At 71.3% G+C, this 24787-nt stretch carries 22 protein-coding genes; 14 read left to right on the top strand and 8 right to left on the bottom strand.

What is annotated here, in order from left to right; translation table 11 throughout:
- Positions 1-169: 169 nt before the first annotated feature.
- The 3 genes from M8I34_RS18135 to M8I34_RS18125 all read right to left on the bottom strand — a co-directional run bounded on the left by M8I34_RS18135 (position 170) and on the right by M8I34_RS18125 (position 1956).
- Complete coding sequence (locus M8I34_RS18135; RefSeq protein ID WP_030991457.1) at positions 170-745, bottom strand: TerD family protein; 576 nt, start codon at positions 743-745, stop codon at positions 170-172.
- A gap of 171 nt (positions 746-916) precedes the next feature.
- Positions 917-1375 (bottom strand): peroxiredoxin, encoded by a 459-nt coding sequence (locus M8I34_RS18130; RefSeq protein WP_030081426.1) that lies wholly within the window; start codon positions 1373-1375, stop codon positions 917-919.
- Between the two features lie 149 nt (positions 1376-1524).
- Positions 1525-1956: a DUF3052 domain-containing protein gene (locus tag M8I34_RS18125; protein ID WP_250050468.1), complete on the bottom strand. Its 432-nt coding sequence runs from the start codon at positions 1954-1956 to the stop codon at positions 1525-1527.
- A gap of 516 nt (positions 1957-2472) precedes the next feature.
- On the opposite strand from M8I34_RS18125, the gene aceE reads away from it, so the two are divergent.
- Entirely contained in the window at positions 2473-5205 is a 2733-nt protein-coding gene (gene aceE / locus M8I34_RS18120) for a pyruvate dehydrogenase (acetyl-transferring), homodimeric type (RefSeq protein ID WP_244414967.1), read from the top strand.
- Positions 5206-5333: 128 nt separating this feature from the next.
- On the opposite strand, the gene M8I34_RS18115 is transcribed toward aceE, so the two are convergent.
- Together M8I34_RS18115 and M8I34_RS18110 are read right to left on the bottom strand one after the other, a co-directional pair.
- Positions 5334-5753, bottom strand: a complete 420-nt coding sequence (locus M8I34_RS18115; protein WP_250050467.1) for a peptidase inhibitor family I36 protein — start codon at positions 5751-5753, stop codon at positions 5334-5336.
- Positions 5754-6369: 616 nt separating this feature from the next.
- On the bottom strand, positions 6370-7971 hold the full coding sequence (locus M8I34_RS18110; protein ID WP_250050466.1) for an MFS transporter: 1602 nt from the start codon (positions 7969-7971) through the stop codon (positions 6370-6372).
- 115 nt (positions 7972-8086) lie between these two features.
- Between M8I34_RS18110 and M8I34_RS18105 the strand changes: the two genes are divergently transcribed.
- From M8I34_RS18105 to M8I34_RS18075, 7 genes are all read left to right on the top strand, one after another.
- Positions 8087-8752, top strand: a complete 666-nt coding sequence (locus M8I34_RS18105; protein WP_250050465.1) for a TetR/AcrR family transcriptional regulator — start codon at positions 8087-8089, stop codon at positions 8750-8752.
- A 245-nt stretch (positions 8753-8997) separates the two neighbouring features.
- Positions 8998-10212 (top strand): alpha/beta hydrolase, encoded by a 1215-nt coding sequence (locus M8I34_RS18100; RefSeq protein ID WP_250050464.1) that lies wholly within the window; start codon positions 8998-9000, stop codon positions 10210-10212.
- A 208-nt stretch (positions 10213-10420) separates the two neighbouring features.
- Positions 10421-11299: a DUF4429 domain-containing protein gene (locus M8I34_RS18095; RefSeq protein WP_250050463.1), complete on the top strand. Its 879-nt coding sequence runs from the start codon at positions 10421-10423 to the stop codon at positions 11297-11299.
- Positions 11300-11490: 191 nt separating this feature from the next.
- On the top strand, positions 11491-12867 hold the full coding sequence (locus tag M8I34_RS18090; RefSeq protein WP_250050462.1) for a sensor histidine kinase: 1377 nt from the start codon (positions 11491-11493) through the stop codon (positions 12865-12867).
- Positions 12864-13544 carry a response regulator transcription factor gene (locus tag M8I34_RS18085; RefSeq protein WP_250050461.1) on the top strand — a complete coding sequence of 227 codons (681 nt, stop codon included), beginning with the start codon at positions 12864-12866 and terminating at the stop codon, positions 13542-13544. Before M8I34_RS18090 ends, M8I34_RS18085 begins: the two co-directional genes overlap by 4 nt.
- A 214-nt stretch (positions 13545-13758) precedes the next feature.
- Complete coding sequence (locus M8I34_RS18080; protein ID WP_250050460.1) at positions 13759-14925, top strand: alpha/beta hydrolase; 1167 nt, start codon at positions 13759-13761, stop codon at positions 14923-14925.
- A gap of 116 nt (positions 14926-15041) precedes the next feature.
- On the top strand, positions 15042-16280 hold the full coding sequence (locus M8I34_RS18075) for an acyltransferase (RefSeq protein WP_250050459.1): 1239 nt from the start codon (positions 15042-15044) through the stop codon (positions 16278-16280).
- Between the two features lie 146 nt (positions 16281-16426).
- On the opposite strand, the gene M8I34_RS18070 is transcribed toward M8I34_RS18075, so the two are convergent.
- Both M8I34_RS18070 and M8I34_RS18065 read right to left on the bottom strand, forming a co-directional pair.
- Entirely contained in the window at positions 16427-17452 is a 1026-nt protein-coding gene (locus tag M8I34_RS18070) for an aldo/keto reductase (RefSeq protein WP_250050458.1), read from the bottom strand.
- A 7-nt stretch (positions 17453-17459) separates the two neighbouring features.
- A complete protein-coding gene (locus tag M8I34_RS18065; RefSeq protein ID WP_250050457.1) occupies positions 17460-17945 on the bottom strand; it encodes a MerR family transcriptional regulator in 486 nt (161 codons plus the stop codon).
- 184 nt (positions 17946-18129) lie between these two features.
- On the opposite strand from M8I34_RS18065, the gene M8I34_RS18060 reads away from it, so the two are divergent.
- Entirely contained in the window at positions 18130-18951 is an 822-nt protein-coding gene (locus M8I34_RS18060; RefSeq protein WP_250050456.1) for a serine hydrolase, read from the top strand.
- An 87-nt stretch (positions 18952-19038) separates the two neighbouring features.
- Here M8I34_RS18060 and M8I34_RS18055 read toward each other — a convergent pair whose 3' ends face one another.
- Entirely contained in the window at positions 19039-19710 is a 672-nt protein-coding gene (locus M8I34_RS18055; RefSeq protein WP_250050455.1) for a pirin family protein, read from the bottom strand.
- 57 nt (positions 19711-19767) lie between these two features.
- On the opposite strand from M8I34_RS18055, the gene M8I34_RS18050 reads away from it, so the two are divergent.
- The 5 genes from M8I34_RS18050 to M8I34_RS18030 all read left to right on the top strand — a co-directional run bounded on the left by M8I34_RS18050 (position 19768) and on the right by M8I34_RS18030 (position 24740).
- Positions 19768-20952 (top strand): CdaR family transcriptional regulator, encoded by a 1185-nt coding sequence (locus M8I34_RS18050; RefSeq protein ID WP_129296582.1) that lies wholly within the window; start codon positions 19768-19770, stop codon positions 20950-20952.
- 89 nt (positions 20953-21041) lie between these two features.
- The gene (locus M8I34_RS18045; RefSeq protein ID WP_250050454.1) at positions 21042-21983 is read left to right on the top strand and encodes an ACP S-malonyltransferase; all 942 of its coding nucleotides are present in this window, start codon (positions 21042-21044) and stop codon (positions 21981-21983) included.
- Positions 21984-21996: 13 nt separating this feature from the next.
- Positions 21997-23043, top strand: a complete 1047-nt coding sequence (locus tag M8I34_RS18040) for a ketoacyl-ACP synthase III (RefSeq protein WP_244414954.1) — start codon at positions 21997-21999, stop codon at positions 23041-23043.
- A gap of 105 nt (positions 23044-23148) precedes the next feature.
- Positions 23149-23397 (top strand): acyl carrier protein, encoded by a 249-nt coding sequence (locus tag M8I34_RS18035; RefSeq protein ID WP_018088056.1) that lies wholly within the window; start codon positions 23149-23151, stop codon positions 23395-23397.
- Between the two features lie 77 nt (positions 23398-23474).
- Entirely contained in the window at positions 23475-24740 is a 1266-nt protein-coding gene (locus M8I34_RS18030; RefSeq protein ID WP_244414953.1) for a beta-ketoacyl synthase, read from the top strand.
- The last annotated feature ends 47 nt before the right edge of the window (positions 24741-24787 follow it).

Here is a 24787-nt window from a genome sequence, read left to right as displayed (position 1 = left end):
GTGTCGGTGCGGGCCGTGTCCGGCGCGGCCCGTAACCCTTCGAGCGCGTCCGGCGCCGCACTCCCCGGGCAGGGGCGTACGGCGCCGGACGCGGTCACTCTTGGCCGGGCAGCGGCTGCGGCATCGCTGCCCGGCCCGGACGTCGACGATCAGATGGCGAATCTTTCGGTCAGACGTTGACGCCGAAGTCCTGCGCGATGCCGCGCAGGCCCGAGGCGTAGCCCTGGCCGATGGCCCGGAACTTCCACTCGGCGCCGTTGCGGTACAGCTCGCCGAAGACCATGGCGGTCTCGGTCGAGGCGTCCTCGCTCAGGTCGTAGCGGGCCAGCTCGACGTTGTCGGCCTGGTTGACCACGCGGATGAAGGCGTTACGGACCTGGCCGAAGCTCTGCTGGCGGGTCTCGGCGTCGTAGATCGACACCGGGAAGACGACCTTGGAGACATCGGCCGGCACCGCGGCCAGATTCACCTTGATCTGCTCGTCGTCGCCTTCGCCCTCACCGGTGATGTTGTCGCCGGTGTGCTCGACCGAACCGTCGGGGCTCTTCAGGTTGTTGAAGAACACGAAGTTCTGGTCGTTGGCCACCTTGCCCTGGTCGTTCGCCAGCAGGGCGCTGGCGTCCAGGTCGAAGTCCGTACCGGTGGTCGTACGCGCATCCCAGCCCAGACCGACGACGACGGCGGTCAGATTGGGGGCTTCCTTCGTCAGCGAGACGTTGCCGCCCTTGCTGAGGCTGACTCCCACGAGTCCTCCCATAGATTCGAGGGGTACGTAAAGATTTGCGCCCCCATCGTGCATGGCATCGGATCAACGAATTGATCCTAGTGACCGGTTCCCGCCGATCGCAGGTATCGCACCTGGATCGGTGCGGATGTCGGCCGGGCGGGCGCGGCGGTGCCTGGGGGCGCGCCCGTCTCAGAGGGTGTCGAGCGCCTTGGCGTACTCGTTCAGGTCGCGGGCGTCGGGCAGGCCGTTGACGACCGTCCAGCGCACCACGCCCTCCTTGTCGATGATGAACGTGCCGCGCACCGCGCAGCCCTTCTCCTCGTCGAAGACGCCGTACGCACGCGAGGCCTCGCCGTGCGGCCAGAAGTCCGACAGCAGCGGGTACTCCAGGCCCTCCTGCTCGGCGAAGACACGCAGCGAGAACGGGGAGTCGTTGGAGACGGCCAGCAGCTGGACGTCGTCGTTGACGAACTTCGGCAGCTCGTCACGGAGCGCGCAGAGCTCGCCGGTGCAGACACCGGTGAAGGCGAAGGGGTAGAAGAGGAGGACGACGGCCTTCTCGCCGCGGAAGTCGGAGAGCTTGACCAGCTCGCCGTGCTGGTTCTTCAGCTCGAAATCCGGAGCCTTCGTGCCGACCTCGATCGCCATGGGGTGCTTCCCTTCCGCTCACTCGCAACAGGACGCGACCAACCCTACGCGCCGGGGTGCACGTCCGGGGAACCTGTCCTGAACAGGGCCGAGCCCCCTCCGGAACAGGGCGGAGGGGGCTCGGTGGCGAATGTTGGGGACGGTACGGCTCAGCGCTTGCCGGCCTTTGGGGTGACCAGTCGGCTGCCGGCCCAGTCCTTGCCCGCGTTGATGCTCTTGGTCTGGGACAGACCCGCGGTCTGCGCGGCCTCATTGATGTCGCTCGGCTCGACGTAGCCGTCGCGGCCGGTCTTCGGGGTCAGCAGCCAGATCTGCCCGCCCTCGTCGATCAGCCCGATGGCGTCCACCAGCGCGTCCGTGAGGTCGCCGTCCTCGTCGCGGAACCACAGCAGAACGACGTCACACACGTCGTCGTAGTCCTCGTCGACGAGCTCCTGGCCGATCACGGTCTCAATGCCTTCGCGGAGATCCTGATCGACGTCGTCGTCGTATCCGATCTCCTGGACCACCTGTCCGGGCTCGAACCCCAGCCTGGCGGCAGGGTTGGTCCGCTCCTCCGCGTGGTCCGCGGTCGCGCTCACGGATTGCCTCCTGTCATGTTTCGGAAATGCTCGGGGACCCCGCGCGTGCGCGGAGCATTGGGCGTAGTCCACACGGGCCGGGCGGATCGCGCAAGTACCCGGCGGTTCAGACCGCCGAAACGGTGACGTTTCGAGGCGTCTCGCCGCAAGCGCGACCCCAGCAGGCCAGGCTGAAGTGATTCACACCACAGCTTTCTGTGAAGTTTATCGGGTACTCGCGCCGGACTGGTCCCTTCGGGGGGCGGCGGCCGGTTCCGGACCTCATTTCGGGTGCCGCACGTCCGTACGCGAAGCACTTTCGACATGGGCGTATGGTTGCGATTTGGCCGACCCGAGAAATCGGCCTTTTCAGCGCCATCTCTCTACGGATGGGTTACCCATCAGTAGAGGTGACGTATCCCTGTGGCTCGGTACACGATGGAAGACGGCGCGACACCAAGGCAGCGACAGCATTCGTCCCGTGTGCAGCATCAATAGTTTGCGAAGCACGACACGAACCGAACACGAAGGAACAGCGTGGCTTCCGGATCCGATCGAAACCCGATCATCATTGGCGGCCTTCCCAGCCAGGTCCCGGACTTCGATCCCGAAGAGACCCAGGAATGGCTCGACTCGCTCGACGCGGCTGTCGACGAGCGGGGCCGGGAACGTGCCCGCTACCTCATGCTCCGCCTGATCGAGCGTGCGCGCGAGAAGCGTGTGGCCGTGCCGGAGATGCGCAGCACGGACTACGTCAACACCATCGCGACCAAGGACGAGCCGTTCTTCCCGGGCAACGAGGAGATCGAGCGCAAGGTCCTTAACGCGACCCGCTGGAACGCCGCCGTGATGGTCTCGCGCGCCCAGCGTCCGGGCATCGGCGTCGGCGGCCACATCGCCACCTTCGCCTCCTCCGCCTCCCTCTACGACGTGGGCTTCAACCACTTCTTCCGGGGCAAGGACGAGGGTGACGGCGGCGACCAGATCTTCTTCCAGGGCCATGCCTCGCCCGGTGTCTACGCCCGCGCGTTCCTCCTGGACCGGCTGACCGAGCCGCAGCTCGACGCCTTCCGGCAGGAGAAGTCCAAGGCTCCCAACGGTCTGTCCAGCTACCCGCACCCGCGGCTGATGCCGGACTTCTGGGAGTTCCCGACCGTCTCGATGGGCCTCGGCCCGCTCGGCGCGATCTACCAGGCGCGGATGAACCGCTACATGGAGGCGCGCGGCATCGCCGACACCTCCAAGTCGCACGTATGGGCCTACCTCGGCGACGGCGAGATGGACGAGCCCGAGTCGCTCGGCCAGCTGTCCATCGCCGCCCGTGAGGGCCTGGACAACCTGACCTTCGTCGTGAACTGCAACCTCCAGCGGCTGGACGGCCCGGTCCGCGGCAACGGCAAGATCATGCAGGAGCTGGAGTCGCAGTTCCGCGGCGCCGGCTGGAACGTCATCAAGCTGGTGTGGGACCGCAGCTGGGACCCGCTGCTCGCGCAGGACCGCGACGGCATCCTGGTCAACAAGCTCAACAGCACGCCGGACGGTCAGTTCCAGACGTACGCCACCGAGACCGGTGCGTACATCCGCGACCACTTCTTCGGCGACGACCAGCGGCTGCGCGCGATGGTCGAGAACATGACCGACGACCAGATCCTGCACCTGGGCCGCGGCGGTCACGACCACAAGAAGATCTACGCGGCGTATGCGGCGGCCAAGGCCCACAAGGGCCAGCCGACGGTGATCCTCGCGCAGACCGTCAAGGGCTGGACGCTCGGCCCGAACTTCGAGGGCCGCAACGCGACCCACCAGATGAAGAAGCTGACGGTCGCGGACCTCAAGGGCTTCCGTGACCGGCTGCACCTGCCGATCCCGGACAAGGACCTGGAGGACGGCCTGCCGCCGTACTACCACCCGGGCCGCGACTCCGAAGAGATCCAGTACATGCACGACCGCCGCAAGGGGCTGGGGGGCTATGTACCCACCCGTGTCGTGCGCGCCGAGCCGCTGAAGCTGCCGGACGACAAGGCCTACGCGGGTGCCAAGAAGGGCTCGGGGCAGCAGAAGATCGCCACGACCATGGCGTTCGTCCGTGTCCTGAAGGACCTCATGCGGGACAAGGAGATCGGCAAGCGCTTCGTGCCGATCGCGCCCGACGAGTACCGCACCTTCGGTATGGACGCGTTCTTCCCGTCGGCCAAGATCTACAACCCGCTGGGCCAGCAGTACGAGTCGGTCGACCGCGAACTGCTCCTGGCGTACAAGGAGTCGCCGACCGGCCAGATGCTGCACGACGGCATCACCGAGGCGGGCTGCACCGCGTCGCTGATCGCGGCGGGCTCGGCCTATGCGACGCACGGCGAGCCGCTGATCCCGGTCTATGTCTTCTACTCGATGTTCGGGTTCCAGCGCACCGGCGACCAGTTCTGGCAGATGGCCGACCAGCTCGCACGCGGCTTCGTGCTCGGCGCGACCGCCGGCCGTACGACGCTGACCGGTGAGGGTCTCCAGCACGCCGACGGCCACTCCCAGCTGCTGGCCTCGACCAACCCGGCCTGTGTCGCCTACGACCCGGCCTACGGCTACGAGATCGCGCACATCGTCAAGGACGGTCTGCGGCGGATGTACGGCGAGAACGCCGAGGACATCTTCTACTACCTGACCGTCTACAACGAGCCGATCCAGCACCCGGCGGAGCCGGCGGACGCCGACGTCGAGGGCATCCTCAAGGGTCTGCACCGCATCAAGGCCGGGGAGAAGGGCGAGCACGCGGCCCAGATCCTCGCCTCCGGTGTCGCGGTGCCGTGGGCGGTCGAGGCCCAGCAGATCCTCGCGGACGAGTGGAACATCAAGGCCGATGTCTGGTCGGCGACGTCCTGGAACGAGCTGCGCCGCGACGCGGTGGAGATCGAGGAGCACAACCTTCTGCACCCGGAGGAGGAGCAGCGCGTCCCGTATGTGACGCAGAAGCTCCAGGACGCCGAGGGCCCGAAGGTCGCGGTCTCGGACTGGATGCGGTCCGTGCCGGACCAGATCGCGCGCTGGGTTCCCGGCACGTACCAGTCGCTGGGCGCCGACGGCTTCGGCTTCGCGGACACCCGTGGCGCGGCCCGTCGCTTCTTCCACATCGACGTGCAGTCCATCGTCCTGGGCGTGCTCACCGAGCTCGCCAAGGAGGGCAAGGTCGACCGGTCGCTGCTGAAGCAGGCGATCGACCGCTACCAGCTGCTGGACGTCTCGGCCGCCGAGGCCGGAGAGGCCGGCGGCGACGCCTGATCTCTCCGCGGCCGTCCGCCGCGTCCCTTCCGCCGCGCCCCCCGACCAGCGTTCTCCGCCGGTCGGGGGGCGCGGTGGTGTCCGGTGGGGCCGGAGGGTGCGTACGGGGCGGCCGGCGGGCGGCCGGCTCAGCGCTCCCACACCTTGAACGCCCGTACCTGGTAGGGCGACCGGGGCACCCAGCTGCCGCCGCCCGGGTAGGTGTCGAACTCGGCGGTCTCGGCGCATTCCGCGCTCTGGTAGGTGGTGACCGGCCGGCCCGTGCGGTTGGCGAGCGCGGCGGCGCTGGTGTTCCCGGGCAGCCGGACACAGCTCTCGATGTCGGTGTCGGACAGCTCGTAGGTGCGCCGCTCGCCGCCGAAGTCGGCCTTCGGCCAGAGGCACAGCTGTCCGGCCGCGCAGTCGCCCGCGGCGGCCGCGGTACGGCCGCCGCCGGCCGCGTGTGCGGCGGGGGTGCCGAGGGCGGGCGGGACGGCGAGGGCCGCGGTGAGCGCGGCGAGGCCGGTCAGGAGCGCGGTGGTGTGGGACGTGCGCAGACGCAGACGCATAGGAATCTCCCCCGTGAAGTACGACGATGACGTTCCGCGGCGGGCGGTCTGCCCGCGGCGGGTGCTGCGTGTCGAGCTTCGCGAGGGCGCGGCGCGGTTGCCAAGGCCGTGGCGGGACCGCCACCCGGATCAGGTATGTGGATACGCGCCACGGCGCGGAGCGGGGCGCCGGTGCACGGCGTTGACGAAGGGGAGGGAGCGGCGGCCGGCTGCGGAAACCGTTCGTCCCCTGGCCTGCCGGGGTTCGGGAAGGGTGCGCCGTCCCCGGAGGCGGCCGGTGCCCGGTCCGGTTCCCGGAAGGGCTCATCCGGATGAGGGATGCGGCGCTCCGGCGGCGGCCAACTGCCGCGGGGCGCACGGCGGGAGGGGCCGGGAGCGGTCCGGGACGGCCGGTTGACGCCCGGTGCTGACGGCGGCATGCGACGGCGCGCGGCCGGACGAGGAAAGAAGCCTCGTGCCTGCCGCGCGCCGGCGCCGCACGGTGGTGCCTGCCGGTCGTGCCACGCGCCGGGGGCCGTGCCACACGCCGCGCGCCGTGCCTCGGCGCCGCGGACCGTGCCACGCCCCGCGGCGACTACCCGGCCGCGGTTCCAGTGCCCTACGGCCGGGACGCCGGTCAGATGTGGCCGACGCCTGCGCCCGCCTCGGCGTTCGCGCCACGCTTGGTGAAGACGGCGACGACGGCGGCGACGACCGCCACACCGCAGGCGACCGTGAAGGCCAGGCCCATGCCGGACACGAAGGTGTCGTGGGCGACGGACGTGATCTTCTGGGCGAACTCCGGCGGGGTGCCCTTCGGGACCGGCGCGATACCGGCCGAGACGGCGTCCGCCGCCTGGGACATCTTCGCGGGCGGGACCGGCGGGAGGCCGGCCGCCTTCCAGTTGCCCGGGAGGTCGTTGTCGACACGGGAGGCCATCACCGCGCCGAGCACGGCCGTACCGAGGCTGCCGCCGACCTGCATCGCGGCCTGCTGGAGACCGCCGGCGACGCCGGAGAGCTCCAGCGGGGCGTTGCCGACGATGACCTCGGTGGCGCCGACCATGACGGGCGCGAGGCCCAGGCCGAGCAGCGCGAACCACAGGGACATCGGGCCGGTGCTGCTGTGGGTGTCGAGGCCGGACATGCCGTACATGGCGACGGCGGTGAGGACCATGCCGCCGACCAGCGGGATGCGCGGGCCGAACTTGGTGATCAGGGCGCCGGCGAGCGGCGAGCCGACGATCATCATGCCCGTGAGCGGAAGGAGGTGCAGACCGCTGTCGACGGGGGTCATCCCGTGGACGTTCTGAAGGTAGAACGTCACGAAGAACAGGCCGCCCATGAAGGCGAAGGCCATCAGCACCATCAGGACCGTGCCGGCGGTGAGCGGCAGGGAGCGGAACATCCGCAGCGGGATGAGCGGTTCGCGGACCTTGGTCTCCAGTACGGCGAACAGCGCGAAGAGGACCACCGCGGCGATCAGGAAGCCCCAGGTCTTCATGTCGCCCCAGCCCCATTCCGACGCCTTGATCAGCGGCCAGATGAGGCAGAACATCGCTCCGGAGAGCAGCACGATGCCCGGGATGTCGAACGAGCGCGGGGCGTTCTCCGCGCGGTGGTCCTTGAGGATCACCAGGCCGAGGACCAGGGCCAGCACGCCGACCGGGACGTTGATGAAGAACACGGACTGCCAGTTGACGTGCTCGACCAGCAGTCCGCCGACTATCGGGCCGCCGGCGGTGGAGGCGCCGATGACCATGCCCCAGATGCCGATGGCCATGTTGAGCTTCTCGGCCGGGAAGGTGGCGCGCAGCAGGCCCAGCGCGGCGGGCATCAGCAGCGCGCCGAACAGGCCTTGCAGCACGCGGAAGGCGACGACCAGCGAGACCTCGTGGGAGAACCCGATCGCGCCGGAGGCGGCGGCGAAGCCGAGGATGCCGATGAGGAAGGTCTGGCGGTGGCCGAAGCGGTCACCGAGCTTGCCCGCCGTGATCAGTGAGACGGCCAGCGCGAGCATGTAGCCGTTGGTGATCCACTGCACGTCGGCGAGCGAGGCGCCGAGATCTTCCTTGATGGCGGGGTTGGCGATGGCGACGATCGTGCCGTCCAGGGCGACCATCATGACGCCGATGGCGACGGAGAAGAGGGTCAGCCACGGATGGCCGCGCAGCCCCTTCGGGGGCTCCGGTGCGGGAAGGTCCGGCGCAGCGACGGCAACCGGGGTCTGAGAACTCATACGACGAGGCTAATGTCAGCCACTGACAGTTGACAAAGCAATTCATGAGTCGGTAACTGTCATCTCGCTCACAGGTAACCTGAGCAGCGAGAACACCACGGAGAGGCGGCTCAGGATGGCGACCCCGACGCCGCATACGGCACCTACGGGCCTGCGGGAACGCAAGAAGCAGCGCACCCGCGACGCGCTGATCCGCGCGGCGCTCGAACTGTTCACGGAGCAGGGCTACGAGGCGACGACGATCGACGAGATCGCGGAGACGGTGGATGTCTCCCAGCGGACGTACTTCCGCTACTTCGCCAACAAGGAGGACGTCACCTTCGCCGTCCAGGAAATGGTCGAGGCCCGCTTCCTCGACGAGCTGCGCGCGCGGCCCGCGGCGGAGGCGCCGCTCATCGCCCTGCGCAGCGCCGTGATGGTGGCCTGGGACGACATCGGCAGCGCGATCGAGTCGGTGATCCCGGTGGAGCTGTACATGCGCTCGTTCCAGATGATCGAGTCGACGCCCGCGCTGGTCGCCGCGCATCTGCGGCGCTCCTCCGAGCTGGAGGAGCAGATAGCGCGGCTGATCGCCGGGCGCGAGGGGCTGGACGTGGACGCCGATCCGCGGCCGCGGGTGCTGGTCGCCGCGTTCAGCGGGGTGATGCGGGTGGCGGGCAAGGTGTGGGGCGAGGGGCAGGACTGCACCGTGGCGTCCATCCGCGAGCTGACCCAGTCCTATCTGGACCACCTCGGGCCGTCGATGGACGACGACTGGCGGACGGGGCGCGAACGCCACTGACAGGCCCGGTGAGCGGGCCCAGTGGCCGACCCGCCCGAAAGCCGGCCCGTGCCGACGCCCCCACTCTCCGTAACGGAAATTCACCGCTAAGCGATCATCTCCGCTGTCCCATGAGACCACCTATGCACGGCTGAGCACCGGAAACGACCGACAAGTGTCCGGTTTGGTCGAAATACCCACTGTGGAACGTGATCTCACTCACGGTCACAGCGAGCAGCCTGCCGTGTCTCCTAGGGTGGCTCGCGGTGACTTCTTTCCCGGCCCTCGGCCCCTCCTCCAGCTTCCTCCAGTCCTCCCCCTGGCGCGCCGCGCTCGCCCTGGCGGTGGTGTTCGTGATGCTTGCCACGACCGGCTGGACTGCCGTGAGAGGTACCAAGGGAGACGCCAACCCGCTGGCCACCGCCAAGACCGCCTGGCAGCACGCCACCTTCCACGGCCGCCCGCTGCCCGACGCCAACGGTTCGCCGGCCGCGCTGCGGGCCTTCTTCGCCACGCTCGGCCGGGCCGAGAAGCGGCAGCTCGCCGACCGCTATCCGCTGGTCGTGGGCAATATGAACGGCGCCCCCGTGAAGCTGCGCTACCGCGCCAACCGGATGGCGATCGACGACGCCCGCCGCATCGAGGAACAGCGGACGGGCGACCACCGGCTCACGCCCGTCGGCCGTCAGGAAGCGGGCCGGCTGATGCACCGCCTCGAGTCGATGATGAGTTCCGGCCGGCAGATCCTGGCCTTTGATCCGGCGGGCGGCGGCCGGGCCGCCGAGGTCTTCGGCAACCTCCCGGCGGCGCAACGGGTCTCGGTCGTGGTGCCCGGTGTGGACACCAACCTCTCCACCTTCGAGCGCACCGCGCGGGCGAACACCGCCCCCGTCGGCATGGCGCAGTCCCTCTACGGCGCCGAGCGCGAGGCCCGGCCCGGCACCCGTACCGCGGTGATCGCCTGGGCCGACTACACCTCACCGGCCGGCATGGGCGTCGAGGCCGCCACCGGGCAGCTCGCCGAGGCCGGTGCGGTCCGGCTGCGCGCCCTGGTGGGCTCGCTGCCCTCCTCCGACACCGTCTCGCTGTTCTGCCACAGCTACGGGTCCGTGGTGTGCGGCGTCGCGGCCCGTGACCTGCCGTCCAACGTCGAGGACATCGCGGTGGCCGGCAGCCCCGGCATGCGGGCCGGGAACCGCGCCGGACTGGGCACCCATGCCCGTGTCTGGGCCATGCGGGACTCCGACGACTGGATCCAGGACGTGCCCTACCTGGAGGTCGGCGGTCTCGGCCACGGCGCCGACCCGGTCGACCCGTCCTTCGGCTCCCGGATCCTGTCGGCCGACGGCGCCGTCGGGCACGCCGGCTACTTCGCGCCGGGCACCGGCAGCCTGCGCAACTTCGCCCTGCTCGGAGTCGGCGCGACCGGCACGGTCGCCTGCGCCTCCGCCGACCCGCACTGCCGCTCGGACCTGCTCTGAGGCCTCAAGGCCCGATGACCGGCGGGCCGCGGGCACGGCCCGGCGCCCGGGGACGGGCCGTGCCCGCGGGAACCGTCCGCGGCGCCCGGGACGTCCACGAGGCAAGGGACGAGGCGGGAGACCGGAGCGAGGCGCGCGGCTCCGGCGGACGCCCCCGAGCTTTCCGGAAGGGGGACGGGCGGGCAACCGCCCGCATACGATGAGCCGCATGGGTGATGTGCTGGCCGGTTTTCATGCCGTCTGGGAGTTCGACGCGGACTCCGTACTCATCCGCTTCGAACGGGGGATCCGTAAGCCGAAGCTGTTCCAGGCGCTCGGCGAGCGACGCATTCCGTACGAGGCGCTGAGCTCCGTCGAGGTGACCGGGGGCAGACGCGGCACGGTGGTGCTGCACGCCGTGCCCCGGCCCGGCGCCGATCCTTTGATGGAGGCGGCGGACGGGCAGCTCAAGGAGGACTCCGACCCGTACCGGCTGGTGCTGCCGGCCGAGCGCGAGACGCTGGCCGAGTACTACGCCGACGAGCTGCGCACGGTGCTCGGCCCCGACGCGAAGGAGCCCGCCGACCGCCATCTGGTAGCCGCTCCGGAGCCACCGCTGCACTTCAAGGCGTACGACGGCAAGGCGTCCTTCGACGGGCGTTCGGTCGCCTTCCGGTGGTTCTGGACGGGTGCGTCCTCGGCGAAGTGGAAGTGCGGCGACCAGAGCTTCACGGTCGGCGAGCTGGCCGGGGTCGAGTGGCGGTCACCGGAGATCCTCAACGGCTATCTGCGCCTGCTGGAGCGCGGCGCCCACGAGCCGGGAACGGGCGAGCCGGACCAGGATCCGGCCGCGGTGGTGTTCGGACTGGGCTACGGCCTCGTCCATGAGTCGCTGCCGTTCGCGGCCGCGGTGCTCCAGGCCGTACGTGCCGCCGAACCGGAAGGGGACACGCCGGAGGGCGAGCCGCGCCGCCGGACCGGGGACGCGCGCCGGGACCCCGCCGACATCGCGGACCGGATACGGCACCTCGGTGAGCTGCACGGGGCCGGCCTGCTGACCGACGACGAGTTCAGCACGAAGAAGGCCGAGCTGCTGGCCGAGCTCTAGGGCCGGTCCGGACAACGCACCCAGGGCGCCGCACGGATCATGGCGGCTCGGCTCCCGGAGTCGGCGGGGAAGCGTTGCGGGACGTGCCGGAGCCGGGGACCGGCCGGGGGACTCATACCGTGGTAGGGGGTGGAAGCCCGGACCCTGGTATGACGCCGTGGCCGCCGGGCTCCGCTTAGATGGAGGGCGCGATGAGCGGACCCTCTCCCACCCCAGCACACGAGCCGACCCGTCAACGGGTGCTGCGCGCCGCACGGCAGGCGCTGCACATCGTCGTCGTCGAACTCGGCACCCCGACCGAGCCCGGCACCCCGCTGTTCGGCGGCGTCCAGAAGCCCTGGCTGCGCCGGCTGCCGTATCTCGTCGCGTTCGGGTTCGCGGTGTCCCTGCTGCCGACGACGATCACCATCCTCAGCCACGACTACGGCTTGGACGGCGGACTGGCCGGCGCGCTGGCCACGGCGCAGACCGCGCCGCTGCTGCTCGCGGTGACCCGGCCGCTCCAGGCCTGGTGGGTGATCTTCACGGCGGACATCCTCTGCGCCCTGGCGCTCACCGGCGCGGACGGCGTCGCGGGCCGCGCCTGGCCCTGGCCGCCCATGGTGATCGTCGGTTATCTCGCGCTGATGGTGGCGCTGTCGCTGCGCGAGCGCAGCCGCACCCTGATCGCCGTCTGGCTGACGACCGGCGTGGCGGGCATCCTCTTCGAACCGAGGACACCGGACGGGAGCGACGGCACCTGGGTGCTGCTGTTCGTCCTCACCGGTGTGGTGCTGATGATGGGCGCCACGCTGCGGGAACGGGGCGACGCCCAGCGGAAGTTGATCGAGCAGGAGACCATCAGCGAGGCCGAGCGGGCCCGTCGCACGCTGCTGGAGGAGCGCACCCGCATCGCCCGTGAGCTGCACGATGTCGTCGCCCACCACATGTCGGTGATCACGGTCCAGGCGGACAGCGCCCCGTACCGCCTCAGCGGGCTTCCCCGGGAGGCCGAGGAGGAGTTCGGGTCGATCGCGGCGACCGCCCGCGAGTCGCTGGCGGAGATGCGCCGGCTGCTCGGGGTGCTGCGCAGCGAGGAGACGGAGCGGCACGGCGGCCCGGAGAAGGCGCCGCAGCCCGGTATCGGCATGCTGCCGAAGCTGGTCGAGGGGACCGTACGGGCGGGTGTGCCGGTGGAGTTGTCGCTGCCCGAGGACCGGGTACCGCTCGAACCTGCGGTGGATCTGTCGGCGTACCGCATCGTGCAGGAGGCGCTGGCCAATGTCGTGCGGCATGCCCCGGGCGCCCGGACCCGGGTGTCGGTGACGACGGCGGCGGACGGCTCACGGCTGACCGTGCTGGTCGTCAACTCCCCGCCGCCCGCACCGTCCGCACCGTCCGCACCGCTGGAGACCACCGGCACCGGCCATGGCCTCATCGGTATGCGGGAGCGGGTGCGGCTGGTGGACGGGTCGCTCGACACCGGGCCGCTCCCCGACGGCGGCTTCCGGGTCGCCGCGCAGCTCCCCCTCACCCCGCCGCCCGCCGCGGCGGCTTCCCTTTCACCGAAGGACTCCGGCTCCGTATGACCACGCGCGTGATCATCGTCGACGACCAGGCCATGGTGCGCGCGGGCTTCGCCGCCCTCCTCGCCGCGCAGAGCGATTTCGAGGTGGTGGGCGACGCGCCGGACGGGGTGCAGGGTGTGGAGCTGAGCCGTCGTACGCACCCGGATGTGGTGCTGATGGATGTCCGGATGCCGGAGATGGACGGCCTGGAGGCGGCCCGGCGGCTGCTCGATCCGCCTCCCGGTGTGCTGCACCGGCCGAAGGTGCTGATGCTGACCACCTTCGATGTGGACGACTACGTCTACGAGGCGCTGCGCGCGGGGGCGTCCGGGTTCCTGCTCAAGGATGCGCCGCCGGGCGATCTGATCTCCGCGGTCCGGGTCGTGGCAGCCGGGGAGGCGCTGCTCGCGCCGTCCGTGACGCGGCGGCTGATAGCCGACTTCGCCCGACGGCGGCCGGCGCCCCGCAAGGGCCGGGACGCGCTCCGGCTGAAGGGGCTCACCCCGCGCGAGACGGAGGTCCTGGAGCTGATCGCCCGCGGTCTGTCCAACCAGGAGATCGCCGATGCGCTGATCGTCGCCGAACAGACCGTGAAGACCCATGTCAGCCGGGTGCTCGCCAAGTTGGCGCTGCGGGACCGTGCGCAGGCCGTGATCTTCGCGTACGAGTCGGGGCTGGTGTCGCCCGGGGAGCGGTAGGAGCGGTGGAGCGGTAACGGGCGCGGCAGGAGCGGTAACGGGGGTGGTGGCGCGCCCCTGACGGCCCCCTCCGCGCCGCTCCTCCTTGAGGACGAGGGAGGCCGCTCCCCCCGTACCCCGGTATCACCCGGCAGTTGGCTCCGCGGTGTGACGCCACGTCATACGCCCTCTTCCTACGTTTCCCTCCGCCACACCAACGGGAGGGAACCCCACCATGTCCAGGCTGCGAACCGTCGCTCGACGCGGCCGGCGTACCTTCATCGGCGCCGCGCTCGCGGTGGCCGTGGTCGCCGCCACCGGCGGCTGGGCGTTCGGCAACGCCCAGAGTGCCGTCACGGGCCCGGCTCCCGGCGCCGCCGCCTGGCGCGCCGACCGTTCCCTCGGCGTCCGGCTGCCGGACCCGGCGACCGCACGGCCCGCCGATGTCGCCCGTTTCTTCACCACGCTGACGGACGGGCAGCGCCAGGCGCTGGTGGCCCGGCACCCGCTCACCGTCGGCAATCTCGACGGTGCGCCCCCCGCACTGCGGTACGCGGCCAACTCCCGTGCGCTGAAGGCGGAACGGGACCGCCAGCTCGCCCGCGCCACCGATCCGGCCGGCACCGTACAGGACCACCGGCATGCCAGGAAGGCGGCCGCCCGCTGTGCCTCACTGCTCTCCCCCGGCCGCCGGATCCTCGCCTTCGACCCCCGCGGCCGCGGCCAAGTGGCCGAGGTGTACGGCGACTTGGCCGCCGCCGAACGCACCGCCGTGATCGTGCCGGGCTCGGACATCGACCTCTCCTCCTTCGACCGTGCCAGGGACCCCTACGGCACTCCGGCCGGCATGGCCAGGTCGCTGCGGACCCGGCTGGCCGCCGACGCGCCGCAGGCCCGTACCGCGGTCATCGCCTGGGCGGGATACACCACGCCGGTCGGCATCGCTCCGGACGCCACCACCGGCCGGCTCGCCGACGCCGGAGCGCCGCGGCTGGCCCGCTTCCTGTCCGGCCTGGCCGCCGTCGGCGCGCCGGCACCGGCCGTGCTGTGCCACAGCTACGGCTCGGTGGTCTGCGGGCTGGCCGTACCGCGGCTGGACGGCGGAGGCATAGCCGACCTGGTCGTCTTCGGCTCCCCCGGTATCCGCCGGGACAACGTGGCGGAGCTGCACACCTCGGCCCGGGTCTGGGCGGCACGGGACGCCTCCGACTGGATCGGCGACATCCCGAACGTCGAACTGCTGGGCCTGGGCCACGGCGCGGATCCCACCGACCCCGCCTTCGGCGCCCGCCGGGTCCCCGCCGAGCGGGCCGTGGGCCACACCGGCTATCTCGCCCCCGGTACGGACTCCCTCCGCAACTTCGCCGCCATCGTGCTGGGCCGCTACGGCGCCGTGCACTGACACCGACGCGCCCGTGCGCCGGCCGCCGACGCACGCCGGCCGCCCCGGGAGGCCGTTCCTTCCCCGGCCCCTCCGCCGCTCCTCACCCCACCGGTCCAAGGACTCAAGGACGCCTCATGGACACCGCTTTCCTCGCGCGCCTCACAGGCGCAGCCCGTACGACGGTCCGCACGATCGAGGACCGCACGCCCGCGGACCGCGACCGCGCCCTCGACGGGCTGCGCGCGCTGGCGCTGGTCGCCGTGCCCGTCGGCCACTGGCTGATCGAGGGCTTCACCCGCGACGCCGACGGCGGACTGCACAACGCCAGCCTGCTGACGGCCTTCGGCGCGCTCTCGCCCGCCAGTTGGGTGTTGCAGATGCTGGGCATCTTCTTCCTGGTCGGCGGCCATGCGTCGGTGCTGTCCCTGCGGCGCGCCACCGAGCGGGGGGAGCCCACCGGCACTTGGCTGCGCGGCCGGATCGCCCGGCTGGGCCGCCCGGTGCTCGGGGTGACGGCCGTCTGGGCGATGCTGCTCCCGGTCCTGTACGGCCTGGGGGTGCCGGAGGCGACGCTGCGGAGCGGGGCGACGCTGGTGATCCAGCCGCTGTGGTTCGTCGGTGTGTATGCGGCGGTCACCGCGCTGACGCCGTACTGCGTGCGTGCCGCCCGGCGGACGGGCGCCTGGGCCGCGGCACCGCTGGCGGCGGCCGTGGCCGTCGTGGACTTCCTGCGCTACGGGCCGTTCGCCGACGCCATGCCGTCCTGGCTGAGTCTGCTCAATCTGCTGCCCGGCTGGCTGTTCGCGTATCAGCTCGGGGTCTCCTGGGGCGAGCGGCGGCTCGGCAGGCGCGCGGCCTGGTCGCTGCTGCTCGGCGGTGCCGCGCTGTTCGCCGCGCTGCTGCTGTTCTTCCACTACCCGGCGAGCATGGTCGGTGTCCCCGGTCAGGGCCGGACGAACTCCCACCCGCCGTCGCTGCTGGTCCTGGCGCTGGCCGCCGCCCAGTCCGGCGCCGCCGTCCTGCTCCGTGACCGGCTCGGCCGGCTCCTGCGGCGGCCTGCCCTGTGGGCACCGGTCACGATCGTCAACCTCTCCGCGATGACGGTCCTGTGCTGGCACCAGACGGCGATGCTCTCGGCGGCCGTGCCCGCGTCCTTCCTGGGCGCGGTCCCCGGACTGACCGCGTCGCCCGCCGGCCTCGGCTGGCTCCTCGCCCGGCTCGCCTGGCTGCCGGTCTTCGCCGCGGCACTGCTCCTCATCGGCCGCACCACCCGCCGCTTCGAGGCCCCCTGGACCGGCGTCACCCGGTCCCGCCGGGCTGCCGCGACGCTGCTGGCCGCCGGGTTCGCGGTCTTCGCGCTGCGGCTGGCGTGAGTACCGCGTGCGTACCCGACGGGACCCCGGGCGGGCGGCCGTGCGGCACGCTCGCCCGCCGCGGAATCCCCCGAGGCGGCCGGGCGGGCCACAGCGAAACGGGGCGGGGCAGGGCGGAAACCCTGCCCCGCCCCGTACCCGAGGTGTTACTCCCGTCCCGCCGAGGTGAGCGTCATGTCCGCGTACCGCGCCCCCGCGACCTGGCCGGCGATCGGCTCCAGCAGCGCCAGGTCCTGCTCGGTCAGCGCGATCCGGCCCGCCCCGGTGTTCTCCTCGACGCGGCTGCGCTTACGGGTGCCGGGGATCGGCACGACGGCCAGGCCGCGGGCCGCGGCCTGGTGCTGCAACCAGGCCAGCGCGATCTGGCCGAGGGTCGCGCCATGGGCGTCGGCGACCGTGCGGACGGGCTCCAGCAGCGCGGCGTTGGCGGTCGCGTTGTCGCCGGTGAAGCGGGGCTGGGTCCGCCGGAAGTCATCCTTCGTCAGCTCCTTGTCGGCGCTCACGAACGCACCGGTCAAAAAGCCCCGGCCGAGCGGCGAATACGGAACGAGACCGACACCGAGCTCGGCCGCGGTCTGCACCACGCCGTCCTCGATGTCCCGGCTGAACAGCGACCACTCCGACTGGAGCGCCGCGATCGGGTGCACGGCCTGCGCCGCGCGCAGCTCGGAGCCGGTCACCTCGCTCAGCCCCAGGTGCTTGACCTTGCCCTCGGCCACCAGCTCGGCCATGGCGCCGACCGATTCCTCCAGGGGGACGTCCACCTTGCGCCGGTGCATGTAGTACAGGTCGATCTCGTCGACGCCCAGGCGCTTCAGGCTGCCCTCGACGGCCTGGCGGATGTACGGCCGGTCGTTGCGGATGACGCGCTTGTACGGGTCGTCCGGGTGGTCCGGGTCGGGGGATATCGCGAACTTGGTGGCCACCACGACCTCGTCGCGGTGCGCCTGGATGAACGGGGCGATGAACTTCTCGTTCTCCCCCATGCCGTACATGTCGGCCGTGTCGAAGAGCGTCACGCCCAGCTCCAGGGCCCGCTCCAGCGTGGCCCGCGCCTCGTCGGCGTCCGTCGGGCCGTAGGCGAAGCTCATGCCCATACAGCCGAGGCCCTGCACCCCGACCCGCGGTCCGCCGGTGCCCAGCTCGACCGTCTCGATCTTGTTGCTACCCATGGAGATCTCAGAACCTCTCGGACGCCCGACGGGCGTCGGCATAGATGTCGATCTTGTAGTCGAGTACGTCCAGCGTGCTCCGGAGCTCGGCTATCCGCTGCCGTACGTCCTCGCGATGCGCGGTCAGCAGCTGCTCCCGCTCGGCGAAGGTGCACTCCCCGGCCCGCACCAGCTCGGCATAGCGGACCATGTCCGCGACCGGCATGCCGGTCAGGCGCAGCTTGGCCACCAGGCCCAGCCAGTCCAGATCGCGGTTGGTGAAGCGCCGCTGGCCGGTGTGGGTGCGGTCCACGTGCGGCATCAGGCCGATGCGCTCGTACCAGCGCAGGGTGTGCGCACTGAGCCCGGTGTGGTCCGCCACCTCGCTGATCGTGTACTGGTCCCGGCCGGCGGGCCGCGGGTGCGAGAGCGTGGGAACGCAGTCGCGCGGCCTCGCCGGCAGCCTCCCGGCCGCGGCCCCGCTCGTGACCCGTTCGCTCTGCGTTACCGTCATGCCCCGTCTCCCCTGGATCGCCGGATGTCTCCCGGCTTCTTCGCCGGGTGCCTCTCGACGTCTTCAACGCTAGAGACTTCGAGTGCACTCCAGGCAAGTGCGGATCACGGGCAGACTTGACCGGAAATTGGGGAGCGCGGGCCTGTCCGTGGGCCGGGTCCGGACAGCCTTTAGGCTCGTGGGCATGCAGAGCCTGCGGATGATCGAGAACTGGCCGGTGCCCACCGCTGCGGCCGCCGTCGTACGAGCCGATGGATCGGTGGCCGGATTCTACGGCCCCCTGGAGCACCGCTTCCCGCTGGCGTCCGTGACCAAGCCGCTGGCCGCGTACGCCGCCCTGCTGGCCGTCGAGGAGGGCGCCGTCGAGCTGGACGAGCCGGCCGGACCCGAGGGGTCCACGGTCCGTCATCTCCTCGCCCACACCTCGGGGCTGGCCTTCGACGAGCAGCGCACGATGGCCGAGCCGGGCACCCGCAGGCTCTACTCCAACACCGGTTTCGAGGCGCTGGGCGACCACATAGCCAAGGCCACCGACATCCCCTTCCCGCAGTATCTGCACGAGGCGGTGCTCGCACCGCTCGGGATGACCGCGACGGACCTTCCCGGCTCCCCCGCCAAGGACGGCGTCTCCACCGTCGCCGACCTGGCCCGTTTCGCCGCGGAGCTCCAAGCGCCGCGGCTGCTCGCGCCGCAGACGCTCGCGGCGGCGACCGAGGTGGCCTTCCCCGGCCTGACCGGTGTGCTGCCCGGCTACGGCCACCAGAAGCCCAACGACTGGGGGCTGGGCTTCGAGATCCGCGACGGCAAGTCACCGCACTGGACGGGCAGCGCCTCCTCGCCCCGCACCTTCGGGCACTTCGGGCAGTCCGGCACGTTCCTGTGGGTGGACCCGAACGCGCGCGCGGCCTGTGTGGCGCTGACCGACCGGGCCTTCGGGCCGTGGGCCGTCGAGGCCTGGCCGCAGCTGACCGACGCGGTGCTGGCCGAGCTGGCACAGAGCGCCTGACGGCGCCGTACGGCCCGGAGCGGTACCGGTGGGCTCCGGGCCCGCGGCCCTTCTCACCCGTCTCTCACCCGTCCGTCGGCCCGGCTCTCACCCCGATGCCGACTCCGCCCCCATCTCCCACACCAGGCACTCCGCCGCCGTCAGCCCCTTCAGCTCCTGTCCCACCCCGTCGGTGATCCGCGCCGCGTCACCGGCCTCCAGCCGCTCCGCACCGATCCGTACGGCGCCGCGCACCACGTGCACATACGCCCGTGCGGCATCCGGGACCGCGGTGCGCTCGTCCTCGGCGAGGCGGCGCAGATGCAGCAGGGCACCGGCCCGTGCGACCGCATACGGGGTGCCGTCGGCGATACCTCGCACCACCTCGTACGACGGCTCCCCGCCGTGTTCGAGCGGCGCCAGCCACATCTGGACGAAGCGCAGCGGCCGCGCCCCGTCGTTGCGCTCCACGTGCCGTACGCCACCGGCCGAGCTGAGCCGCTGGAGATCACCGGGGCGTACGGTGGTCTCGTGGCCGGCCGAGTCGCGGTGGGTCAGCTCGCCCTCGACCACCCAGGTCACGATCTCCGTGTCGCGGTGCGGATGCTCGTCGAAGCCGGCGCCGGCCGTCAGCCGCTCCTCGTTGCAGGCGATCAGCGCGCCGAAGCGCAGATTCTCCGGGTCGAAATGAGGCCCGAAGGAGAACGCGTGGCGCGACTCGATCCCGGCCTCCGCGTCCCCGCCCGGATACCGTTCATGGCCTCTACGCACCTGAATCATGGGGCCACCGTAGCCCCGCCCCCTCACCTCCCCGCCCCGATAGTGCAGGCTTGTCCCGTGTCTGAACCCGCATCGCGCGACGCGCACCCGCACTCCGCCACCCTCCGGCGCCTGGAGAATTCCTCCGGCAAACTGGCGGCCGCGGCCATCGCCCGCATGGACGCCACGCTGCCGTGGTACCGCGCGATGCCCCCGGAGAACCGCTCCTGGATCGGCCTGGTGGCCCAGGCCGGTATCGCCGCCTTCACCGAATGGTTCCGGCATCCGGAGACCCCGCAGGCGATCAGTACCGATGTCTTCGGCACGGCGCCGCGCGAGCTGACCCGGGCGATCACACTGCGGCAGACCGTGGAGATGGTCCGCACCACGATCGAGGTCATGGAGTCCGCGATCGACGAGGTCGCGGCCCCGGGCGACGAGTCCGTGCTGCGCGAGGCGCTGCTGGTCTACGCCCGGGAGATCGCCTTCGCCACCGCCCAGGTCTACGCCCAGGCCGCCGAGGCCCGCGGCGCGTGGGACGCCCGGCTGGAGTCGCTGGTGGTCAACGCGGTGCTGTCGGGCGAGGCCGACGAGGGCGCGGTCTCCCGGGCGGCGGCGCTGGGCTGGAACTCCCCCGAGCATGTGTGCGTGGTGCTGGGCACCGCCCCGGACGGGGACAGCGAACTGACCGTGGAGGCGATCCGGCGGGCCGCCCGGCACGCCAAGCTCCAGGTGCTGACCGGTGTGCTGGGCTCCCGCCTGGTGGTGATCGCGGGCGGCTCGGACAATCCGCTGAAGGCCGCGAAGGCGCTGATCGGCCCGTATGCCGCCGGTGCCGTGGTGGCCGGTCCGGTGGTCTCCGATCTGCTGGCCGCGACCCGCTCGGCCCAGGCCGCGGCCGCCGGGCTGCGGGCGTGTGCCGCCTGGCCCGACGCCCCGCGGCCGGTACTCGCGGACGACCTGCTTCCGGAGCGCGCGATGGCCTCTGATCCGGTTGCCCGCGACCAGCTGGTGGAGGAGATCTACAGACCGCTGGAGGAAGCCGGGTCGGCACTTCTGGAGACGCTGAGCGTTTACCTGGAGCAGGCGAGCAGTCTGGAGGGCGCCGCCCGGATGCTGTTCGTGCACCCCAACACCGTGCGCTATCGGCTGCGACGTGTGACGGACGTCACCGGCTGGTCACCCTCCGATGTGCGCTCGGCGTTCACCCTCCGTATCGCTTTGATTCTGGGGCGTCTGGCTGACGGTGAGGCGCAACCCTAGACTTTTGTCGGACATCAACAATTCCCCCGATGGTTCTTCGTCCCTGTCCCCACGGGCGGGCGGAACCACCCACAAGAGAGAGTGTGAGGGTGCTCGTACTCGTCGCTCCCGGCCAAGGCGCTCAGACGCCCGGCTTCCTGACTCCCTGGCTCGACCTCCCCGGTGTCGAGGACCAGCTCCGTGCCTGGTCGGACGCCATCGACCTGGACCTGGTCCACTACGGCACCAAGGCGAACGAGGAGGAGATCCGCGACACCGCGGTGGCGCAGCCGCTGCTGGTGGCGTCCGCCCTGATCTCCGCCCGGCAGCTGTTCGCGACGGCCGACGACGTTGCCGCGCAGGTCGGCGCGGCGGCCGGCCACAGCGTCGGTGAGCTGGCCGCGGCCGCCCTGACCGGCACCGTCTCCGACGAGGCCGCGATGGCGCTGGTGCGCCGCCGCGGCCTGGCGATGGCCGAGGCCGCCGCCGTCACCGAGACCGGGATGGCCGCCCTGCTGGGCGGCGAGGCGGACGTCGTCATCCCGCATCTGGAGCAGCTGGGCCTGACCCCGGCGAATGTGAACGGCGCCGGACAGATCGTCGCCGCGGGCACCGCCGAGCAGATCGCCGCGCTGGTCGAGAACAAGCCGGAGGGCACTCGCCGGGTCGTACCGCTGAAGGTGGCCGGCGCGTTCCATACTCACCACATGGCACCCGCCGTCTCCGCCCTGGAATCCGCGACCACCGAGCTGTCGGTCGCCGATCCGCACACCCGCTACGTCTCCAACAAGGACGGGCAGCTGGTCTCCGACGGCCGGGAACTGGTGCAGCGGCTGGTGGGCCAGGTGGCCAACCCCGTGCGCTGGGACCTGTGCATGGAGACCTTCAAGGAGCTCGGGGTCACCGCGCTCATCGAGGCGGCTCCCGGTGGCACGCTCACCGGCCTGGCCAAGCGCGCGCTGCCCGGCGTGCGGACCCTCGCCCTCAAGACGCCCGACGACCTCGACGCGGCCCGCACGCTGATCGCCGAGCAATCTGCACCGGCCGAATAGGAGTCCGAAGCGCATGACCTCGAAGATCAAGCCCTCGAAGGGCGCCCCGTACGCGCGGATCATGGGCGTCGGCGGCTACCGCCCGACCCGGGTCGTGCCCAACGAGGAGATCCTCAAGCACATCGACTCGTCCGACGAGTGGATCCGCTCGCGGTCCGGTATCGCGACCCGCCACTGGGCGGGCCCCGACGAGACCGTCGCGACCATGTCGGTCGAGGCGTCCGGCAAGGCCATCGCCGACGCCGGGATCACGCCCGAGCAGATCGGCGCCGTGATCGTCTCCACCGTTTCGCACTTCAAGCAGACCCCGGCGATCGCGACCGAGATCGCGCACCGCATCGGTGCCGGCAAGCCGGCCGCGTTCGACATCTCGGCGGGCTGCGCGGGCTTCGGCTACGGCCTGACCCTGGCCAAGGGCCTGGTGACCGAGGGCTCGGCGGAGTACGTCCTGGTCCTCGGCGTCGAGCGGCTCTCGGACCTGACCGACCTGGAGGACCGCGCGACGGCCTTCCTGTTCGGTGACGGTGCCGGCGCGGTGATCGTCGGCCCGGCCACGGAGCCCGAGATCGGCCCGACCGTGTGGGGCTCGGAGGGCGACAAGTCCGAGACCATCAAGCAGACCCTGGGCTGGGACGTCTACCGCTCCCACCCGCTCCCCGGAGGGGACGCCCCTGAGGGCCGCCCCGCTCCGGAGGAGATCCGTTACCCCGCCATCACGCAGGAGGGCCAGGCGGTCTTCCGGTGGGCGGTGTTCGAGATGGCGAAGGTCGCCCAGCAGGCGCTGGACGCGGCCGGAGTCAGCCCGGACGACCTGGACGTCTTCATCCCGCACCAGGCCAACATGCGGATCATCGACTCGATGGTGAAGACTCTGAAGCTGCCGGAGAGCGTGACGGTCGCCCGCGACGTGGAGACCACCGGCAACACCTCGGCCGCCTCCATTCCGCTCGCCATGGAGCGACTGTTGGCGACCGGACAGGCCAAGAGCGGCGACACCGCGCTGGTCATCGGCTTCGGGGCGGGTCTCGTCTACGCCGCGACGGTCGTTACCCTCCCCTAGGCAAGATCTGCGCAGCGCCGTATGTCCTCGGACGTGTCGGCCGTCGCACGGATCTTCACCGCAAGTAACGCAGTTTCCCCATAAAATGACCGAAGGAGCGCCATCATGGCCGCCACTCAGGAAGAGATCGTTGCCGGTCTCGCCGAGATCGTGAACGAGATCGCCGGGATCCCCACCGAGGACGTCCAGGTGGACAAGTCCTTCACCGACGACCTGGACGTCGACTCGCTGTCCATGGTCGAGGTCGTCGTCGCCGCCGAAGAGCGCTTCGACGTGAAGATCCCGGACGACGACGTCAAGAACCTCAAGACGGTCGGCGACGCGACCGAGTACATCCTGAAGCACCAGGGCTGATCCAGCCCTTGCGCATGTCGCCACCCCGCGGTGGCGCCGTCGATTCAGACCCCTCTACCCGTGGAGTAAGAATTCCCGTGAACGCGACCAATCGCACCGTGGTCGTCACCGGTATCGGCGCAACCACACCGCTGGGTGGCGACAGCGCTTCGTCCTGGGAGGCCATGCTCGCCGGACGTTCCGGTGTCGGCACGCTCGACCAGGACTGGGCGGCCGAGCTTCCCGTCCGGATCGCCGCACAGGCGGCCGTGGACCCGTCGGAGGTCCTCCCCCGGGCGCAGGCCCGCAAGCTGGACCGCTCGGCGCAGCTCGCGCTGATCGCGGCCCGCGAGGCCTGGGCGGACGCCGGTTTCACCGCCAGGGCCGGTGAGGACACCTCGGTGGACCCCGACCGGCTCGGCGCCGTCATTGCCTCCGGCATCGGCGGCGTGACCACCCTGCTCGGCCAGTACGACGTGCTCAAGGAGAAGGGCGTCCGCCGCGTCTCCCCGCACACCGTGCCGATGCTGATGCCCAACGGCCCGTCCGCCAACGTCGGCCTGGATGTGAACGCCCGCGCCGGTGTGCACACCCCGGTCAGCGCCTGTGCGTCCGGCTCCGAGGCGATCGGCTACGCCATCGAGATGATCCGTACGGGCCGCGCCGACATCGTCATCGCGGGCGGTACGGAGGCGGCCATCCACCCGCTGCCGATCGCCGCCTTCGGCAACATGATGGCGATGTCGAAGTCCAACGACGACCCGCAGGGCGCCTCCCGGCCCTTCGACACCGCGCGCAACGGTTTCGTCATGGGCGAGGGCGCCGGCGTGATCGTCCTGGAGTCGGCCGAGCACGCCGCCAAGCGCGGCGCCCGGGTCTACGCCGAGGCCGTCGGTCAGGGCATCTCCGCCGACAGCCACGACATCGTGCAGCCCGAGCCGTCCGGCAACGGCATCGCACACGCCCTCCAGAACCTCCTGGACTCCAACGACCTCGACCCGGCGGAGATCGTGCACGTGAACGCGCACGCCACCTCCACGCCGCAGGGCGACCTGGCCGAACTGAAGGCGCTGCGCAAGGTCTTCGGCGACGACACCGACCACATGGCGGTCTCCGCCACGAAGTCGATGACGGGCCACCTCCTGGGCGGCGCCGGCGGTGTCGAGACGGTCGCCGCGATCCTGGCGCTGTACCACCGGGTGGCACCGCCGACGATCAACGTCGACGAGCTCGACCCGGAGGTCGACGCGGACATCGTCCGCGGCGAGCCCCGCAAGCTGCCCGCCGAGGGCCGCATCGCGGCCCTGAACGACTCGTTCGGCTTCGGCGGCCACAACGTGGTGCTGGCCTTCCGGACGGTCTGACCCGCACCGTCAGGGCCCGTCCCGGTGATACGTCACCGGGACGGGCC

The organism is Streptomyces sp. MCA2, assembly GCF_023544705.1.
Lineage (GTDB): Bacteria > Actinomycetota > Actinomycetes > Streptomycetales > Streptomycetaceae > Streptomyces > Streptomyces decoyicus.
This window is presented reverse-complemented; position numbering and strand designations above follow the sequence as displayed.